Source organism: Chelatococcus albus (genome assembly GCF_030067675.1).
GTDB lineage: Bacteria > Pseudomonadota > Alphaproteobacteria > Rhizobiales > Beijerinckiaceae > Chelatococcus_A > Chelatococcus_A albus.
The window spans coordinates 482308-498902 of the sequence record NZ_JASJEV010000001.1; the positions used below are offsets into that span (position 1 = coordinate 482308).

General features: G+C 70.4%; 12 protein-coding genes and 1 pseudogene. 7 read left to right on the plus strand and 6 right to left on the minus strand.

Annotation, left to right across the window (positions count from 1 at the left end; genetic code table 11):
• Positions 1–83: 83 nt before the first annotated feature.
• The 6 genes and pseudogenes from QNA08_RS02195 to puuE all read right to left on the minus strand — a co-directional run bounded on the left by QNA08_RS02195 (position 84) and on the right by puuE (position 7575).
• Positions 84–1535, minus strand: coding sequence for an aldehyde dehydrogenase (locus QNA08_RS02195; protein WP_283739027.1), 1452 nt, complete (start codon positions 1533–1535; stop codon positions 84–86).
• A 50-nt stretch (positions 1536–1585) separates the two neighbouring features.
• Complete coding sequence (locus QNA08_RS02200) at positions 1586–3298, minus strand: thiamine pyrophosphate-requiring protein (RefSeq protein ID WP_283739028.1); 1713 nt, start codon at positions 3296–3298, stop codon at positions 1586–1588.
• A gap of 35 nt (positions 3299–3333) precedes the next feature.
• Entirely contained in the window at positions 3334–3837 is a 504-nt protein-coding gene (locus tag QNA08_RS02205) for a MarR family winged helix-turn-helix transcriptional regulator (protein WP_283739029.1), read from the minus strand.
• 497 nt (positions 3838–4334) lie between these two features.
• Complete coding sequence (locus QNA08_RS02210; RefSeq protein WP_283739030.1) at positions 4335–4760, minus strand: c-type cytochrome; 426 nt, start codon at positions 4758–4760, stop codon at positions 4335–4337.
• A 90-nt stretch (positions 4761–4850) separates the two neighbouring features.
• A complete protein-coding gene (locus tag QNA08_RS02215) occupies positions 4851–6122 on the minus strand; it encodes an allantoate amidohydrolase (RefSeq protein ID WP_283739031.1) in 1272 nt (423 codons plus the stop codon).
• Positions 6119–7575, minus strand: a pseudogene (gene puuE / locus QNA08_RS02220) (allantoinase PuuE). Before puuE ends, QNA08_RS02215 begins: the two are co-directional and overlap by 4 nt.
• A 284-nt stretch (positions 7576–7859) precedes the next feature.
• On the opposite strand from puuE, the gene uraH reads away from it, so the two are divergent.
• From uraH to QNA08_RS02255, 7 genes are read left to right on the plus strand one after another with little or no spacing between them, the layout of a single operon-like run.
• A complete protein-coding gene (uraH, locus tag QNA08_RS02225; RefSeq protein ID WP_283739032.1) occupies positions 7860–8240 on the plus strand; it encodes a hydroxyisourate hydrolase in 381 nt (126 codons plus the stop codon).
• A 35-nt stretch (positions 8241–8275) separates the two neighbouring features.
• A complete protein-coding gene (gene xdhA / locus QNA08_RS02230) occupies positions 8276–9760 on the plus strand; it encodes a xanthine dehydrogenase small subunit (RefSeq protein ID WP_283739033.1) in 1485 nt (494 codons plus the stop codon).
• Positions 9753–12113 carry a xanthine dehydrogenase molybdopterin binding subunit gene (xdhB, locus tag QNA08_RS02235; protein ID WP_283739034.1) on the plus strand — a complete coding sequence of 787 codons (2361 nt, stop codon included), beginning with the start codon at positions 9753–9755 and terminating at the stop codon, positions 12111–12113. The genes xdhA and xdhB overlap by 8 nt, the downstream gene beginning before the upstream one ends.
• Positions 12110–13036: a xanthine dehydrogenase accessory protein XdhC gene (xdhC, locus tag QNA08_RS02240; protein ID WP_283739035.1), complete on the plus strand. Its 927-nt coding sequence runs from the start codon at positions 12110–12112 to the stop codon at positions 13034–13036. Before xdhB ends, xdhC begins: the two co-directional genes overlap by 4 nt.
• Complete coding sequence (locus QNA08_RS02245; protein ID WP_283739036.1) at positions 12985–14556, plus strand: ABC transporter ATP-binding protein; 1572 nt, start codon at positions 12985–12987, stop codon at positions 14554–14556. The genes xdhC and QNA08_RS02245 overlap by 52 nt, the downstream gene beginning before the upstream one ends.
• On the plus strand, positions 14546–15631 hold the full coding sequence (locus QNA08_RS02250; protein ID WP_283739037.1) for an ABC transporter permease: 1086 nt from the start codon (positions 14546–14548) through the stop codon (positions 15629–15631). The genes QNA08_RS02245 and QNA08_RS02250 overlap by 11 nt, the downstream gene beginning before the upstream one ends.
• Entirely contained in the window at positions 15631–16554 is a 924-nt protein-coding gene (locus tag QNA08_RS02255) for an ABC transporter permease (protein WP_422679847.1), read from the plus strand. Before QNA08_RS02250 ends, QNA08_RS02255 begins: the two co-directional genes overlap by 1 nt.
• The last annotated feature ends 41 nt before the right edge of the window (positions 16555–16595 follow it).

Here is a 16595-nt window from a genome sequence, read left to right on the forward strand (position 1 = left end):
CGGCCGGTCGTTGTCCGGTGTCCTGCGGGCGGAACGGTTCTCCACCTCCGCCCTCCTTCCGCCTGCAGCGCGGGCGGACAGTTTCAGAACGGATATCGCCCCGGCTGCGTCTCGATGGTGATCCAGCGCAGATGGGTGAACTCGGCGATGCCGGCCTTGCCGCCGAAGCGGCCGTAGCCGGACGCCTTGGTGCCGCCGAAGGGCATCTGCGCCTCGTCGTGCACGGTAGGGCCGTTGATGTGGCAGATGCCGCTCTCGATGCGTTTCGCCACGGCAAGCGCGCGCGCGATGTTGCGGCTGAAGACGGCGGATGACAGGCCGTATTCGGTATCGTTGGCGACCCGGATCGCTTCCTCGTCGCTTTTCACGCGCACGACGCAGACGACCGGACCGAAGGATTCCTCCCCGTAGATGCGCATCTCACGCGTTACATGGTCGACGACGGTCGCGGGCATGACCGTGCCCCGGCTCGTGCCGCCGGCCACCACGCGCGCTCCCTTGGCGACCGCATCCGCGATCAGCGCCTCGACGCGCTCCACCGCCTCGCGCCCCACCACGGAGCCGAGGACGACGTCGCCCGAACGCGGGTCGCCCGCCGGCAGCGATGCCGCCTTCGCGGCGAGCTTGGCGACGAAGGCGTCGGCGACGGTCGCGTCGACCACGAGGCGCTCGGTCGACATGCAGATCTGGCCCTGGTTCATGAAGGCGCCGAAGGCGGCAGCCTTCACCGCCTCGTCGAGATCCGCGTCGTCGAGGACGAGAAGCGGCGCCTTGCCGCCGAGTTCGAGCAGGACGGGCTTCAAGTGGCGCGCAGCGGTTTCGGCGATGATGCGGCCGACGCGCGTCGAGCCGGTGAAGTTGATGCGCCGCACCGCCGGATGGGCGATCAGCGCCTCGACCACCGGCCCGGCATCCGCCGGTGCGTTCGTGACGACGTTGACCGCGCCGGCCGGCAAACCCGCATCGCGCAGGATCTCGCCGATGAGGCGGTGCGTCGCCGGGCAGACCTCGGAAGCCTTGAGCACGACGGTGTTGCCGCAGGCGAGCGGCGTCGCCACGGCGCGCACGCCGAGGATGACGGGCGCGTTCCACGGTGCGATGCCGAGAACGACGCCGACCGGCTGGCGCACAGCCATGGCAAGGCAGCCGGGCTTGTCGGAGGGGATGACTTCGCCGGCGATCTGCGTCGTCATCGCCGCCGCCTCGCGCAGCATGTTGGCGGCGAGATGGACGTTGAAGCCCGCCCAGCCGGCGGTCGCCCCGGTCTCGCGTGTCATCAGCGCGACGAAGTCCTGCGTGCGGGCGTCCATCAGCTCGGCGGCGCGCAGGAGGACCGTGCGGCGCGCGTTCGGCCCGAGCGCGGACCAGGCCGGGAAGGCCGCAGCCGCCGCATCCGCGGCCGCGACCGCATCGGCGACGGTGGCAGCCGCCGCCCGCGTGGCCACGTGGCCAGTGAGCGGATCGCGCCGCTCGAAGGTCACGCCGCCGGTCGCGGCGACGTCCTGGTCGGCGATGAGAAGCCCGATGTCGAGCATGCCTTCCTCCTTGTGAGATGGTCGGGACGGGGAGCGTGGCGGGACGGCCGTCACAGGTGCGGCAGCCACATGTCGAGAACGGCGCAGCGCTTCTCGACCCGCACGGCATGAAGGGCGCGGTCGAGCGCCGCCTCGACCTCGTCCGGCCGTCGGACGACTGCGGTATAGGCACCGCCCGCCGCGGCGGCGATTCCGGCGTAGTCCGGCGGCGGGTCGAAGCTCACGCCGATATCGTCGGCGCGGCTTGCGTGGCCGTCCGGATGGACGGCGAGCGTCGAGAGCTTCGGCGATTTCCAGCCGCGGTTGTTGTAGACGACGGTGAGGAACGGCGTGCCGTACCGGCGCGCCATCCAGTGCACGGAGGACGGCACCGAGAACATGTACGAGCCGTCACCGGTCAGCGCCATCACCGTCCGGTCGGGCGCGGCGAGCTTGCCGCCGAGCGCGGCCCCCCCGTTCCAGCCGAGCGAGCCGCCGCCGCTCGTGAACATCGATCCGGGCCGCGTCGGCCTCAGATGGTTGATGATGGTGTGGTAGTTGGAGATGCCCTCGTTGAAGACGAGGGTATGTTCGTCGACACGGGCCCGGATGCAGGCGGTCACATATTCCGGTGTCAGCACGTCGCCGTCCGGCTGTTCCCTGCGCGTCAGTTCATCTCGCCGCGCCTCGTGGAAACGCTGGTAGTGGCTGCGGCGCGCCTCGACGAGGTCGGGCCCGACGGTCGCGTCCGCGAGCTGCTCGTTGAGCTGCCTCAGTGCCGTATGGGCATCGGCCCGGAAGCTGCGCAGGGCGGGAATGTACCAGAGCGGCATCTGGCTCTTCAGCGGATCGACGTCGATGTGGAAGATCCGGGCGTCGGCGCGCGGCCGGCTGACCTGCGGGATCCACGGCACGTCGCTGTCGATGACGAGGACGACGTCGGCCTCGGCGAGCACCGGGTTCTGGCGCGGGTCGTTCCACTGGTTGCCCTGGTAGAGGAGGTCGTCCTGCGGGAAGTTGACGTAGTTCGGCACGGATTCGAGCACGCCGATGCCGAGCCGGCGGCAGAGCCGCGTCAGCTCCTCCACGGCGGCCGGGTTGCGGCCGAGGAACGAGGTGACGACGAGCGGCGTCCTGGCCGTCGTCAGCGCCTCGGCCAGCGCCTCGACGCCGTCGGGCGGCAGCGCCGCGGGGGCAATCGGCCGCCAATGCGCGGGGTCGATGGCCACCGGCTCGACCGCCTGCTCCATCACCTCGCGCGCACCCATGAGATAGACAGGCCCCTTCGGGTCGGAATGGGCGAACTGCATGGCGCGGTGCACGAGCTGCTTGACATTGGCGCCCGTGCGGATCTCGTTGTCGTAGCGCATGTAGCCGCGCACGATGCCGCGCTGGTCGTGCACGTCCTGGATCCACTGGATGAACTCGTTGCGGCTGCCCTTCAGCTCGCCTTCCTGAGTGTAGGGAGATGCGCCGGCGAAGACGAAGATCGGGATGCGGCCCTTGGCGGCATTGTGCACGGCGCCGGCGAGCGCCTGCGTGCCGCATTCGACGTGGACGACGACAGCCTGGGCGCGCCCCGTCACCTGCGCAAATCCGTGAGCGGCGCTCATGGCCACCATTTCGTTCGGGCAGGTGATCAAGCGCGGTACCGCGCGGCCGACGGCCCGCGCCTCGGCGATGGCCTCGACGAGCGCCGGGTGGTCGCTGCCGAGATTTGCAAAGATGTAGTCGACACCGGCTTCCTGCAGCGCCTCGAGCATGGCCGTGCTCGTCGTGTACATGGTTCCGTCCCGTTCTCGTCGCCGTGCCGGCGGGCTCAGCCGAGCGCCGCCGCGATCCGTCTCAGGAGGTTGAGGAATTCAGCCTTGTTCTCACGCCCGACAATCTCGTCGAGCGCGCGATCGTGCGCCGCGGCGTGGCGGGTGAGCTCGGCAAGCACGGCCTCGCCCTCGGGCGTGAGCCGCACGGCGTAGCTGCGCCGGTCTCTTGCGGTCCGCTCACGGGTGATGAGGCCGCGCCGCTCCAGATCGTCGAGCGCCGGCGTCACCGTGGACTTGTCGCGGCCGCTGGCGCGGCCGAGAGCGGCCTGGGTGAGCCCCGGGTTCTCGCGGATCAGCGTCAGCATGGCGAAGCGCTGGGGCTTCAGATCCTCGTCGCCGACGCGCTGGGCGAAGGCGCGGAACGAGGCTTCCTGCGCGAGACGCAGGTGATAGCCGATGTAGTCGGCAAGCGGACCAAGGCGGACCGCCTCCCCCGCCGGCTCCTCGACATCGGCAGCCATGCGCGGCGAATGCGGCTCCCCGCCGCGACGCGACGTCATGCGCTTCACTCCCGCGGTTGTGCGAAATGCGCACAGTGATCTGTTTTTCTTGCAGGTGAAGCTGGCACGCCGCGAGGATGGTGACAAGATGGTTTGCGATCAAACTATACCGCGAGGCCCCCCGGGGCGGGAGCGCGGGCAGTCAGCGCGTGTCGGCCGGCCTCCTGGGGATGAAGCGCAGCATGCCCCGTTCCCGGACAGCCGCCTACGTGGCTGTCGGGACGAGGAGATGAGGTTCGTGCGGGGAACTTCAACGGTCATCCCGGCGCCTCGCGCAGCGAGGAGCCCCGGATCCGGCTTCGACGGACTCGACCCGGGAGACGCGGCGGGTGCCGCGCCTCATCCTTCTCAACCGGACTGGTCTTTGGCTCCCGAAAGACCGCTCACTGCCTCCGGGAGACCGGTGGAGGTTCGCGCGGAAGAGAGCCCTTGCCGCGCCGGAGGCTGTCGCAGGCGGCCCAAGGGGGACGGAATGCGCGAGCCGCGCCGGCGCCGGGTCACTGCACCTTCTTGCCGTCGGGGCCGAACTGCTTGAGATAGGCGATGACGTCGTCGATCTCCCTGTCGACCTTGAGGCCGACGAAGACCATCTTGGTGCCCGGAATCTTCGCCTTCGGGTCCTTGATGTATTCCCGGAAGGTCGCCTCGTCCCAGGTGATGCCGGAATTCTTGTTGGCGTCCGAGTAGGAAAAGCCCTCGATGGTGCCAGCCTTGCGGCCGAAGAGACCGTTGAGCTTCGGCCCGACTGCGTTCTTCGCCGTCTCGCCGACCTGATGGCAGGCGCGACACTTGAGGAACACCTTTTCGCCCGCCGCCGCATCCCCCTCGGCCCGGACGGCGGTCGCGGTCAACGCGGCGAGGGAGAAGCCGGCGAGCGTAAGGCTGGCGAGAGCGAGGCCGGAAAGCCGGATCTGGCGCGACATGGACATCTCCTCTCCATCCGTGGTCCACCGGACATGCGCCGGCAGACCGGCAGGATACCGCATAACCGGGCGGCCCGTGGGCCCGAGGCATCACTTCCGCTCGGCCGCGAAGCTGCGCAGAAATTCGATGAGCACGCGCACCGCAACGTCCGCATCCTCGACGGTCACGGCCTCCGCGGGATTGTGGCTGATGCCGCCGCGGCAGCGCACGAAGAGCATGCCGACGGGAGCGAGCGCCGCCACCGCCATGGCGTCGTGGCCTGCACCGCTCGGCAGACGCCACGGCTGCACTCCCGTCCGGCTGACGGCGGCCTCGAATTGCTTCACGAGCCAGGGGGCGCAGGTCGTCGCAGCCGCGTCGTGCACTCGTTCGAGAGAGACGCCCACCCCCCGCTCGCGAGCGATGCCCTCCAGATTCCTGACGATCTCGTCGATCGCGGCTGCACGATCGGAATCGCGCGGGGCGCGCACGTCGATGGAGAAATGCACCTCGCCGGGAATGACATTGACGGCTCCCGGCCGCGCCTCCAGGCGCCCGACGGTTGCGACGACCTCGGGCCGTGCCCTGCCGCAGCGCTCCACCGCCAGGACCATGGCCGCCGCAGCGGCGAGCGCGTCGCGCCGCAGCTCCATGGGAACGGTGCCGGCATGGCCGGCGGTGCCACGGACGCTGACGGCAAAGCGCGAGGCACCGTTGATCGCCGTGACGACGCCGACGGGCAGCCCCTCCGCTTCCAGCACCGGTCCCTGCTCGATGTGCAGCTCGACATAGGCGAGGACGTCACGGGAATCGCGCCGCGCTTCGCTGATCCGCTCAGGCGCGCAGCCGAAGGCCGCAAGCGCGTCGGCAAGCCGCACGCCGTCGGCATCCCGCGCGTCGAGAGCGGCCCGGTCGAGCACGCCCGCGAGCGCCCGGCTTCCGGTGAGCGTCACTGGAAAGCGCACACCCTCCTCGTCGCCGAAGGCCACGACCTCGACCGCGAAGGGCAGGCGCTCGCTGCGCCGGTGCAATTCCTCGACGGCAGCGACACCGGCAAGTACGCCGAAATTGCCGTCGTACCGGCCGGCGTTGCGCACCGTATCGATGTGCGAGCCCACGAGCACCGCCGGAAGCCCGTCCCGCGCACCCTCGTAGCGGCCGATGACAGTGCCCGCCGCATCCATCCGCGTGGCCATACCGGCGTCGCGCATCCAGCGCGCGAGCTCTTCTGACGCGGCCTTGTGAGCCGGCGACAGGTAGGTGCGCGTCAGCGCCCCCTCCTCCTCCGAAAAGGCCGCGAAGGTATCGAGGCGGGCCATCAGCGCGACCCCGAGTGCGAGCGGCCGAGCCTCGCTGACGATATCGGCGACGTCGAGCGTCATGGCAGCACGTCCTTGAGCCGCAGGAGGGCAATGCGTTCCACCTGCGCGAGGGCGGTCGCGAATTCCTCCTCCCTCGAGTTGCGCAGGCGCGTCTCGAAGGCGGCGAGGATCTCGGCACGCGTCCGGCCCTTCACCGCCATGATGAAGGGAAAGCCGAAGCACTCGGTATAGGCGGCGTTCAGTTTCTGCAGGCGGGCGAATTCCTCCGGCGTGCAGCGATCGAGCCCGGCGCTCGCCTGCTCGGCGGTGGATTCTGCGGTGAGCCTGCCCGCGACCGCGAGACGCCCGGCGAGGTCCGGATGGGCGCAGAGCACGCCGAGCTGCCGCTCGGTCCCCGCGGCACGCAGGACTGCGCACATGGCGGCGTGCAGCCCCTCGGCCGTGTCCTGGGCGGGCGTGATCCCCGCATCCCAGGCGCGCTCGGCGATCCACGGCGAATGTTCGAAGATGCCTCCGAAGCGGGCCACGAAGGCCTCGCGGGCCATGGCGGAAGGGACGGGCGTGCCGGCGGCCGACGCGGGAACGCTCGCGGCACTCATCGGGCAGCCTCCTTGCAGGGGTGGCGCTCGTGCCAGTGGCGCGCGATGTCGATGCGCCGGCAGAACCAGACGCCCTCGTGCCGCTTGGCATGGTCGAGGAAACGCTCGAGGGCAGCGATGCGCCCCGGCCGGCCGACGAGCCGGCAGTGCAGCCCGACCGACATCATGCGCGGCGTCTCCGCCCCTTCGGCATAGAGGGCGTCGAACGTGTCCTTGAGATAGGCGAAGAACTGGTCGCCGGAATTGAACCCCTGAGGCGTCGCGAAACGCATGTCGTTGACGTCGAGCGTGTAGGGCACCACCAGCTGCGGCTTCGCCCCGCTCCTGTCCCAGTACGGCAGGTCGTCGTCGTAGGCGTCAGCGTCGTAGAGGAAACCGCCGTTCTCGATGACGAGACGGCGCGTGTTGGGGCTGGTGCGGCCCGTATACCAGCCGAGCGGACGCTGCCCGCTGACCTGTTCCAGGATCTCGAGCGCCTTGCGCATGTGCTCGCGCTCGGTCTCCTCGCCCACGTACTGGTAGTTGATCCAGCGATAGCCGTGACTCGCGATCTCGTGGCCGGCGTCGACCATGGCACGGATGACCGCCGGATTGCGCTCGGCCGCCATGGCGACGGCGAAGACGGTCAGCGGGATCTTCTTGCGCTCGAAGAGCTTCAGGAGGCGCCAGACGCCGACGCGGGCGCCGTAGTCGTAGAGCGATTCCATGGAGATGTGGCGCACGCCGGTCAGCGGCTGGGCGGCGACGATCTCGGACAGGAAGGCCTCGGATGCTGCGTCGCCGTGCAGCACGCAGTTCTCGCCGCCCTCCTCGTAGTTGAGCACGCACTGCAGAGCGAGCCGCGCCCCGTCCGGCCAGTCGGCCTTCGGCGGATGGGCCCCGTAGCCTATGAGATCGCGCGGATAGTCCCCCACCACCCTCTGCTCCCTGCTGATCGAGCCTCGCGGAAGACTGCTCGCGGAATCTCCCGCCTGCAATGCGCCGCGGCGTGACGCACGGCGTTTGTGCCGGTCACGATAGCGGGCCGGGGGCGTTCCGCCTTTGGAATTGTTTTGAAAGTGTTTCCGCGAGGGGGTCATTGAGCCCGCCGGGGTCTCGCGAAAGCATGGTTCTCGTGATGTGACCGCCCGGAGGCGAGCCGGCAGCAAGACCGGGGCCCCGAGGCGAGGACCCGACAACCGGTCGGGCGGGAGGATCGATGGCTGAGAGCCCGACGCGGCCTGCGGGCCGCCTGACGACGCACGTTCTGGACACGACGCACGGCCGCCCCGGCGCCGACATGGCGGTGGCCCTCTATCGCCTCGGCGACGACGGCGCACGAGAGCGGATCGCGAGTGCCCGCACCAACGCCGACGGCCGCTGCGACGCACCGCTCATGGCCGGGGAGACCATGCGGCCTGGCCGCTATGAGCTCGTCTTCGAGGTCGCAGCCTATTTCCGCGCCTGCAGGGTCGCGCTGCCCGATCCACCGTTCCTCGACGAGGTGAGGTTGCAGTTCGGCATCGCGGAGCCCGGGCAGCACTATCACGTGCCGCTGCTCGTCTCGCCCTTCGCCTACTCCACCTACCGCGGCAGCTGAGCCTTTCGGCCCGCCAGACCCGGCAGGAGACACCGATGCCCGGACCGATGCGCGACCACGTGAGGTTCCTCCTCGGCGACGAATTGCGCGAAATCCGCGACGTCGACCCGACGATGACTGTGCTCGACTGGCTCCGCACCGTCGAGCGCCGCGTCGGCACCAAGGAGGGCTGCGCCGAGGGCGACTGCGGCGCCTGCACGGTGGTCGTCGGGCGGCTGGACGGCGGCAGGCTGCGCCACGAGGCGGTCAACGCCTGCATCCGCTTCCTGCCGACACTCGACGGCTGCCAGCTCCTCACCGTCGAACATCTCAAGGCAGAGGATGGCCGTCTCCACCCGGTGCAGCAGGCGCTGGTCGACCGCCACGGCTCGCAATGCGGCTTCTGCACGCCGGGCTTCGTCATGTCGCTCTTCGCGCTCTATCAGAACGAGGAGCGCCCGACGCCCGAGCGCATCGACGACGCGCTCGCCGGCAACCTCTGCCGCTGCACGGGCTATGCGCCCATCGCCGCCGCGGCCGAGCGCATGTACGAGCTCGGCGCTCCGGCCGACGACCGCTTCTCGGTGCGACGGAACGAGGTGGCGCGACGGCTCGCCGCCCTTGCCGACGAGGCGACTGTCGCCGTCGGCAGGGATGGACGGCGCTTCTTCGCGCCTGCCTCGGCGGACGCCCTCGCCGCGCTCTGTCTGGAGCACCCCGACGCCTGCATCGTGGCCGGCGCGACGGACGTCGGGCTGTGGGTCACGAAGCATCAGCGCGTCCTGCCGACGGTGATCTACACAGGTCGCGTCCGTGACCTGCGCACGATCGTCGACACGGGCGAGGCCCTGTCCATCGGCGCCGCGGTCACCTATGCCGATGCGGCGGCGCCCCTCGCCCGCCTCTACCCCGACGTGGGCGAGCTCGTGCGCCGCATCGGCGCCGAGCAGGTGCGCAACATGGGCACGGTCGGCGGCAACATCGCCAACGGCTCGCCCATCGGCGACGGGCCGCCGGCCCTGATCGCCGCCGGAGCACGGCTCGTGCTGCGCCGCGGCGACGAGCGGCGGACACTGCCGCTCGAGGACTTCTTCATCGCCTACGGCAGGCAGGACCGCAGGCCCGGCGAATTCGTCGAGCGCATCATCGTGCCGAAGCCGAACCCTGCGGATCGCTTCCGCGCCTACAAGATCTCCAAACGTTTCGATCAGGACATCTCCGCCGTCTGCGGGGCGTTCCGCCTGCGGGTCGAGAATGGCCGGGTCGCCGACGTCCGCCTCGCCTATGGCGGCATGGCGGGCACGCCCAAACGCGCGAGCGAGGCCGAGAAGGCCCTTCTCGGCCAGCCCTGGACCGAGGCGAGCGTGCACGCCGCCATGGCCGCGCTCGCCCGGGACTTCACGCCCCTCACCGACTGGCGCGCGAGCGCCGGCTATCGCCAGCGCGTCGCAGCCAACCTTCTCATGAAGCTCTACGTGGAGACGACCGAGCCGTCCGCCGAGACGCGCCTCGTCGGCGACAGGAGCCTTGCCCATGCTTGAGCTCACCCCGGCCGAAAGCCTCCGCCAGGCCGAGCGCATCGAAGGCGCCGTGCATCATGATCGCAGGCACGACAGCGCCCACAAGCACGTCAGCGGCGAGGCCGTCTACATCGACGACATGCCGGAGCCTGCCGGCCTGCTGCACGTCTATCTCGGGCTCGCCTCGAAGGCGCACGCCCGCATCCGGGCGATGGATCTCACGGCCGTGCAGGCAGCCCCGGGCGTCGTGCGCGTCTTCACGGCGGCGGACATCCCTGGCCACAACGACGTCGGCTGCGACGGCCGCGGCGACGAGCCGATGTTCGCGACCAACCTCGTTGAGTTCGCCGGCCAGCCGATCTTCGCCGTCGCCGCGACGACGCGGGACGAGGCGCGCCGCGCCGCCGGGCTCGCCGTGGTCGATTACGAGGAGCTGCCGGCCGTCCTCGACATCGCCGGCGCCCGCCACAAGGGCGAGCTCGTCGTCACCCCGATGCGGCTCGCGCGGGGGGACGCGGCCACTGCCATCGCCGCGGCGCCGCGGCGCATCACCGGCCGCATGAGCATCGGCGGGCAGGAGCACTTCTATCTCGAAGGCCAGATCGCACTCGCCATCCCGGGCGAGGACGGCGAGGTGACCGTCTACTCCTCCACGCAACACCCGAGCGAGGTGCAGCACGTCGTCGCCCATGTCCTCGACCTGCCCTCGGGGGCGGTGACCGTCGAGGTGCGGCGCATGGGCGGCGGCTTCGGCGGCAAGGAGACGCAGGCGAATTTCTTCGCCGCCGTGGCGGCGCTCGTCGCGAGGAAGACCGGGCGCGCGGCAAAGCTGCGCCCCGACCGCGACGACGATATGCGCATCACGGGCAAGCGGCACGATTTCGAGGTCGAGTACGACATCGGCTTCGACGACGAGGGCCGCATTGCCGGCGTCGATTTCACCTTTGCGGCGCGCTGTGGCTATGCCGCCGACCTGTCGGGCCCGGTCACCGACCGCGCCCTCTTCCACGGGGACAACTGCTACTTCTACCCCGCGGTGCACATGCGCTCGGAGCCGCTGAAGACGAACACCGTGTCGAACACGGCCTTCCGCGGCTTCGGCGGGCCGCAGGGCGTGGTGGCGGCCGAGCGCATGATCGAGGAGATCGCGTTCGCGCTGGGCAAGGACCCGCTCGAGATCCGCCGCCTGAACTTTTACGGAACCGCCGACCGCAACGTCACGCCCTACCATCAGACGGTGACGGACAACGTCATCCACGACCTCGTCGCCAGGCTTGCGAGCGACAGCGACTATCACGCGCGCCGCGCCGAGATCCGGGCGTGGAACGCGCGGCGGCGCTGGCAGCGGCGGGGCCTCGCGCTGACGCCGGTGAAATTCGGCATCTCCTTCACCAAGACCGAGGCGAACCAGGCGGGAGCCCTCGTCCACATCTACAAGGACGGCTCCATCCATCTCAACCACGGCGGCACCGAGATGGGCCAGGGGCTCTACACCAAGGTCGCCCAGGTGGTGGCCGAGGAGTTCAAGGTCGACCTCTCCCGCGTCCACATCACCGCGACGACCACGGGCAAGGTGCCGAACACCTCGCCGACCGCCGCCTCCTCCGGCGCGGACCTCAACGGCATGGCGGCAAGAGCCGCCGCGCGCACCATCAAGGAACGGCTCGTCGCTTTCGCAGCCGAGCACTGGCGGGTGGCGCCGGAGGCCGTGCGCTTCCTGCGCAATCGCGTCGCGATCGGCGGGCAGGAGATCCCCTTCCCCGAGCTCGTCCGCGCCGCCTACACGGCGCGCGTCTCGCTCTCCTCGACGGGCTTCTACAAGACGCCCAAGATCCACTGGGACCGCGCCGCCGGTCGCGGCCATCCCTTCTACTATTTCGCCTACGGCGCGGCGGCAAGCGAAGTAGTGGTCGACCTCCTCACCGGCGAATACCGCGTCGAGCGTACCGATATCCTGCATGACTGCGGGCGCTCCCTGAACCCGGCCATCGATCGGGGCCAGATCGAGGGCGCCTTCGTGCAGGGCATGGGCTGGCTGACCACCGAGGAGCTGTGGTGGGATGCCGAGGGCCGCCTGCGCACGCATGCCCCCTCGACCTACAAGATCCCGGCCTGCAGCGACCGGCCGCGCATCTTCGACGTGCGCCTCTACGACACCCCCAACCGCGAGGAGACGATCTACCGCTCCAAGGCCGTGGGCGAGCCGCCCTTCATGCTGGGCGTGTCCGTGTTGCACGCCCTGTCGGACGCCGTGGCGAGCGTCGCCGATTACAGGCTCTGCCCGCGCCTCGACCCGCCGGCGACGCCCGAGAAGGTGCTCGCCGCGATCGAGGACCTGCGCGATCGCGCCGGCAGGGGGAGTGCTGCCTCGTGACCGCGCTCGCGCCGGCGCTCCGCCATCGTCTCGCCGCGGGCGAGCCGACCGTGCTCGTCACGGTCGTCGAGGCGCACGGTTCGACGCCGCGCGAGGCCGGCGCGCGCATGCTCGTCACGGCGTGCGGCACGGCCGGCACCATCGGCGGCGGCCGTCTGGAGTGGGAGGCGCTCGCCAGAGCGCGCGCCCTCATCGCGGCCGGCGAGGCCCGCGCCCGCCTCGACCTGCCGCTCGGACCCGCCCTCGGGCAATGCTGCGGCGGCCGCGTGGCGCTCGATTTCGAGCGCGCCGGCATGCCTACCCTCGCCCGCCTCGAAGACGAGGAGGCGGCTGCTGCCGCAACACTCGCCCGCATCCATGTCTTCGGCGCGGGCCATGTCGGCAAGGCCCTGGTACGGGCGCTCGCGCCCCTGCCCTTCGGCATCGTCTGGGCGGACCCGCGCCCGGAGGAATTCGCACAGGAGCGGTGGGACGGGGTCGAGATCCGCGTCACGGCGAGCCTCGGCGACGTCGTCGCCGAGGCACCGGCCGGCGCCGCCTTCGTCGTCCTGACCCACAGCCATGCGCTCGATTTCGAGGTCGCGGAAGCCGCGCTGCGGCGCGCTGATGCGGCCTATGTCGGCATGATCGGCTCCGCCACGAAGCGGGAGCGCTTCCAACGCTGGTTCCGGGCGCGCGGCAACGACGCGCGGCTGCTCACCCGCTTCGTGTGCCCCATCGGCACGGGGCTCGGCCGCGACAAGCGGCCGGCCGTCATCGCCGCCATGACGGCGCGGGAGCTGCTCGTCGCCCTCGCCGCCTCGTCGAGATCCGACACCCAAGAAGAAAACGTGCCCGCGCCCGCGGAGACACGATCGTCCCGGGAGGAACCATGGTCCAGCACAAGGGAGCCGGCGCTGCCCGCCTCGAGCTGCGCGGCATAACGAAGAGGTTCGGCAGCCTCACGGCCAACGACGCGGTGAGCTTCGCCGTGGCGCCGGGGGAGATTCACGCCCTTCTCGGCGAGAACGGAGCCGGCAAGTCGACCCTGGTCAAGGGGATCTACGGCCTCCTGCAACCGGACGAGGGTGAGATCCTGTGGGACGGACAGGTCGTGCACCCGGCCAACCCGCAGGAGGCCCGCCGTCTCGGCATCGGCATGGTATTCCAGCATTTCTCGCTGTTCGAGGCGCTGACCGTCGTCGAGAACATCGCGCTCGGCATGGAGCGCGGCACCGACCGCAAGGCGCTCGCCGGGCGCATCGCCGAGGTCTCGCGCGCCTACGGCCTGCCGCTCGACCCGCACCGCGAGGTGCATGCGCTCTCCGTCGGCGAGCGCCAGCGGGTGGAGATCGTCCGCTGCCTGCTGCAGAGCCCGAAGCTCCTCATCATGGACGAACCCACCTCCGTACTGACCCCGCAGGAGGCAGACCGCCTGTTCGAGACGCTGCGCCGGCTCGCGCGCGAAGGCTGCTCGATCCTCTACATCAGCCACAAGCTGCAGGAGATCAAGGCGCTGTGCTCGCGCGCCACCATCCTGCGCGGAGGCCGTGTCGTCGGAAGCTGCGACCCGGCCGTCGAGACGGCGCGCAGCATGGCGCAGATGATGATCGGCGCCGAGCTGAAGTCGCTCGCCCGCCGCAAGAGCAAGCCCCGCGCCGAGCCGCGGCTCACCATTGACGATCTGAACCTCCCGGCGGACGGCCCATTCGGCGTGGCGCTCAAGGGCGTGAGCTTCGAGGTGGGGGCCGGCGAGATCTTCGGCATCGCCGGGGTCGCCGGCAACGGCCAGAACGAGCTGACGCAGGCGCTCGGCGGAGAGCGCCAGATCTGGCCGGGCAAGGCGGTGCGCATCGACGGCCGGTCGGTCGGCCATCTCAATGCCGAACGGCGCCGGCTCGTCGGCCTGTGCGGCGTGCCCGAGGAGCGCAACGGCCATGCCGCTGTGCCGGACATGAGCCTTGCGGCGAATGCCCTGCTCTCCGCCCGCAACCGCACCGGCCTCGCGCGCGGCGGCATCATCCGCCGTCAGGCGGCGCACGGCTTCGCGGAGCGCGTCATTCGCGAGTTCGGCGTCAAGGCGCGCGGGGCGGAGGCCGCGGCGCGCAGCCTCTCCGGCGGCAACCTTCAGAAATACGTCGTCGGCCGCGAGGTGCTGCAGACGCCCGACATCCTCGTCGTCGCCCAGCCCACCTGGGGCGTCGACGCCGGTGCCGCCGCCACCATCCATCAGGCCCTATTCAACCTCGCGCAGAACGGCGCGGCCATCGTCGTGATCTCGCAGGACCTAGAGGAACTGCTCGCCATCACCGACCGCCTCGCCGTCATGAATGAGGGCCGCCTGTCGCGGGCACTGGAGACGACCGACGCTACCATCGAGGAGATCGGCCTGCTGATGGGCGGCGCGCACGGCGCGCCCGTGGAAACGACCGCGCAACAGGGGAGCATCCAGAATGTTGCTTAGGATCGAGCCGCGGCCGGAGGTGTCGCGCCCGTTCACCTGCGCCACGCCGGCGATCGCCATGCTGCTTACCGTGGCGAGCGGCTGGCTTCTCTTCCTCGCCCTCGGCCTCGCGCCGGGCGAGACGCTCTACCAGTTCCTCGTCTCGCCCCTGCTCACGTTGAACGGGCTTGCCGAACTCGGCGTCAAGGCGGCTCCCCTCGTCCTCATCGGGGTGGGTCTCGCCATCGGCTTCCGGGCCAATGTGTGGAACATCGGCGCTGAGGGGCAGCTCACCATCGGCGCCATCGCGGCGGGCTGGGTGGCGCTTGCGTTCTGGGGGCAGGAGGGCCTGTGGATCCTGCCCGCGATGTGCGTCGCCGGCATGCTCGGCGGGCTCGCCTATGCCGCCATCCCGGCCTTCCTCAAGACGCGCTTCGACGTCAACGAGATCCTGACGAGCCTGATGCTGACCTATGTCGCGAACCTCGTGCTCAGCGTCCTCGTCTTCGGCCCGTGGAAGGACCCGGACGGATTCAACTTCCCGCAGACGAAGCTCTTCAGCGAGAGCGCCATCCTGCCCATCCTGGTCGAGGGCACGCGGCTCCACCTCGGCGCCCTCGTCGCGCTCGGCGTTGCGGTCGCAGCCTGGCTCCTCCTGAGCCGCACCGTCGTCGGCTTCCAGATCGAGGTCGTGGGCCAGGCGCCGGCGGCGGCGCGTTTTGCCGGCTTCAGCGGCAAGAGGACCGTCTGGCTCACCATGCTGCTCGGCGGCGCCCTCGCCGGTCTCGCAGGCACCTTCGAGGCGGCGGGCCCCATCGGCCAGCTCATCCCGAAGCTCACCCCCGGCTACGGCTTCACGGCGATCATCGTCGCCTTCCTCGGGCGGCTCCACCCGCTCGGCATCGTCGTGGCCGCGCTCGTCATGGCGCTGTCCTACATCGGCGGCGAGAACGCGCAGGTCACCGCCAGCCTGCCGCAGGCGGCCACCGGCGTGTTCCAGGGCATGCTGCTCTTTTACCTCCTCGCCTCCGACTTCCTCGTCCGCTACCGCGTCCGCCTCCTCGCGGCGGAGCGCAAGCTGGTGACCGCGTCATGATCGACACGTTCGTCCTCGTCATCGCCACCGTCGTCGCCGCGGCGACGCCCCTTCTCCTCGCGGCCACCGGCGAGCTCGTCGTCGAGCGTGCCGGCGTGCTCAATCTCGGCGTCGAGGGCATGATGCTCATCGGCGCGGTCACCGGCTTCGCCGTGACGATCGCAAGCGGCCACGCGAGCCTCGGCATCCCCGCCGCGGCGCTCGCCGGCGCCGCGACGGCGCTCGTCTTCGCGGTGCTGACGCTGACCCTTATGGCGAACCAGGTCGCGACGGGTCTGGCGCTCACCATCTTCGGCATCGGCCTCAGCGCCCTGATGGGTGCAAGCTACGTCGGCACGCCCGTCGCGCCGCTGCCGAAGCTCCACCTGCCCGGCCTGAGCGATTTGGCCGTGGTCGGCCCGCTCCTCTTCGGCCATGACGCGCTCGTCTATCTGTCGGTCGCCCTCACCATCGCCGTCGCCTGGTTCCTCAAGCACAGCCACGCGGGACTCGTGCTCCGCGCGGTCGGGGAATCGGCGGAATCGGCCCATTCCATCGGGCATCCGGTGATCGCGGTGCGCTACCTCGCCTGCCTCTTCGGCGGCGCCATGGCGGGCCTCGGCGGCGCCTTCCTCTCCCTCTCCTACACGCCGATGTGGATGGAGGGCATGACGGCCGGGCGTGGCTGGATCGCGCTCGCGCTTGTCGTCTTCGGCGCCTGGCGGCCGTGGCGTGTGCTCGCCGGCGCCTACCTCTTCGGCGGAGTGACCATCCTCGAGCTGCACGTCCAGGGCGCCAACGGCATCGGCCTGCCCCCGCAGGTGTTCAGCATGGCGCCCTATCTCGCGACGGTCGCGGTGCTGACCGTCATCTCGGCCGGCAAGTGGCGCGGACGCCTCAATGCGCCGGCCTCGCTCGGCAAGCCTTTCCGTCCCTCGGTCTGACACAGGGGTCTCGACCGGGGACAGAAACCAGGGAGGAACGA

What these genes read in the sequence shown, in the direction of transcription:
- QNA08_RS02250 (WP_283739037.1), top strand. Translation starts at nt 14,546, where the DNA reads ATGTTGCTTAGGATCGAGCCGCGGCCGGAGGTGTCGCGCCCGTTCACC.
- QNA08_RS02245 (WP_283739036.1), top strand. Translation starts at nt 12,985, where the DNA reads ATGGTCCAGCACAAGGGAGCCGGCGCTGCCCGCCTCGAGCTGCGCGGC.
- xdhA (WP_283739033.1), top strand. Translation starts at nt 8,276, where the DNA reads ATGCCCGGACCGATGCGCGACCACGTGAGGTTCCTCCTCGGCGACGAA.
- uraH (WP_283739032.1), top strand. Translation starts at nt 7,860, where the DNA reads ATGGCTGAGAGCCCGACGCGGCCTGCGGGCCGCCTGACGACGCACGTT.
- QNA08_RS02215 (WP_283739031.1), bottom strand. Translation starts at nt 6,122, where the DNA reads ATGACGCTCGACGTCGCCGATATCGTCAGCGAGGCTCGGCCGCTCGCA.
- xdhB (WP_283739034.1), top strand. Translation starts at nt 9,753, where the DNA reads ATGCTTGAGCTCACCCCGGCCGAAAGCCTCCGCCAGGCCGAGCGCATC.
- QNA08_RS02195 (WP_283739027.1), bottom strand. Translation starts at nt 1,535, where the DNA reads ATGCTCGACATCGGGCTTCTCATCGCCGACCAGGACGTCGCCGCGACC.
- QNA08_RS02210 (WP_283739030.1), bottom strand. Translation starts at nt 4,760, where the DNA reads ATGTCGCGCCAGATCCGGCTTTCCGGCCTCGCTCTCGCCAGCCTTACG.
- QNA08_RS02205 (WP_283739029.1), bottom strand. Translation starts at nt 3,837, where the DNA reads ATGACGTCGCGTCGCGGCGGGGAGCCGCATTCGCCGCGCATGGCTGCC.
- QNA08_RS02200 (WP_283739028.1), bottom strand. Translation starts at nt 3,298, where the DNA reads ATGTACACGACGAGCACGGCCATGCTCGAGGCGCTGCAGGAAGCCGGT.